The sequence below is a fragment of the Novipirellula herctigrandis genome, assembly GCA_007859835.1.
Classification (GTDB): Bacteria; Planctomycetota; Planctomycetia; order Pirellulales; family Pirellulaceae; genus Novipirellula_A; species Novipirellula_A herctigrandis.
Genome location: SJPJ01000001.1, coordinates 1,228,668 through 1,230,331 on the forward strand (window position 1 = coordinate 1,228,668; position 1,664 = coordinate 1,230,331).

Here is a 1,664-nt window from a genome sequence, read left to right on the forward strand (position 1 = left end):
CAGTGGTCACCGGGCGACCACCAGAAAACATGATCTCAGGACAGACGGCGCGGTCGCTCCGGTGCACCACTTGGTTCGCCGTCCGCTACTTGACTTCGGCGTAGGAACTGAACCAAAAATCCTTCCAATTCGATCGCGGCAGCGGACGCTGCGAGCAACGAAAAAGACACCCACAAAGGCTTCAGTGTTTTGCGAACCGAGAGACTGATCGATGGCACCGCTTGCTGAATTGCAAGCGATAGCAAAGTCATTGAGGCCACGTACAAAATCACAAGCACTAGTCCAGATGCGAAACGGGTCAATGGTGTCGTACCGTGGGCTGGAAAGGCCCTCCTGCGAAGTAGCGCCCATGCGGTCGTTGAAGCAAAGCATGCAGTGATGCCTACAGCGAAAAAGAGGGTTTGACCAGCGGGATCTATTACAGTCCGGTGGATCGCTTCAATTGGACCGTATGTGAACGCATTAATCAAATGAACGCCCAGGATACAACCTAAGCCAAAGCAAACGAAACGCAGCATGTGTGATGCCAACGCTAATTCCGGACGAGATTCCGCCGGAGAATTGTCAAGCGGTGCAGGGGGTGAATACGGGTTAGACAATTCGATACCTACCTGATACGGCGAACGTCACCGTTCACCGGGCCGCGGCAAACGACATTGATTTCAGAATCCGCGCGGCCCGCGGCTCCGTGTGCAACGGATGGTTATCCGTGGTGAATATAGGTGGAAGGTGGAATGCCAGTAGACGTTCCAAAGCAAGACCGAGCAAGCCGATGGTAACAGGAGATTGCTCGCGCAAGCCATCAGGACGTTCCGTCGTCGAGCAACGAATGTCGCCCGAGCACGCCGATGGTCGGTGCGAGGAGGCTCGCGCAAGCCATCAGGAGATTGGAAGGTCGAACCAGAAAAGTTGTCCGAGGGAATGGTTCGTCGGGTGTATCGTTCACCGGCATCAGCCGCAAGCCAGTGTTGTGACGCCAAGGCCCAACACCAGCATACCGATCGTCGTTGATCGGATAACGGGTACGGTTCAGCGGGCGGCGGGTGTGCACATGCAAGCAAACGGAAAATTCAACCACCGCCGCTCCGTTGCAACCGATGGTTATCCCTCGGTTTTGGTTCGTATGGAATCAGAGGTGGAGTTTGCGTCATCGCGGGAAAGAACCGCACGCACAAACGTCCCAACGGCGGCGGCAAGGTATGATGGAACGATCAGAAGCATGGAAACAGCGGGAGCAAATAGTGCAGTCGAATACCCAACCGCGAGATCAGCGGGTTTTGGGGTCGTCCAACTCATGCCGATGACGGAGTAGACGTTTATCATCCCTTGAACCGCAGCGAATATGCCAATCACCAGCGGAGCGTGCACGAAAAGCAGTATCGAAGCGGCGGCCATTGGCCCACGTCCGCGAAAGAGCAAAATAAGCACGCACAAGAATCCAAGCAGCGCCGAAAGCGGAAGCAAGATAATATAGATCGGTCCGAGTGAAGATATTGCCCAACTGAGAAGCGATTGCTGCACGGGGTCAGTGTCGTTCATTTGGCTATGGCTGGCTAGATTGCGAAGTAGTGTGGGATTTGAACTGGATAACGTCACCGTTCACCGGGCCGCGGCAAACGACATTGATTTCAGAATCCGCGCGGCCCGCGGCTCCGTGTGCAACG

General features: G+C 55.2%; 1 protein-coding gene. It reads right to left on the reverse strand.

Features of this window, described 5'->3' with window-relative positions:
- Positions 1-1,101: 1,101 nt before the first annotated feature.
- Complete coding sequence (locus CA13_RS04290; RefSeq protein WP_419193741.1) at positions 1,102-1,539, reverse strand: hypothetical protein; 438 nt, start codon at positions 1,537-1,539, stop codon at positions 1,102-1,104.
- Positions 1,540-1,664 lie beyond the last annotated feature (125 nt).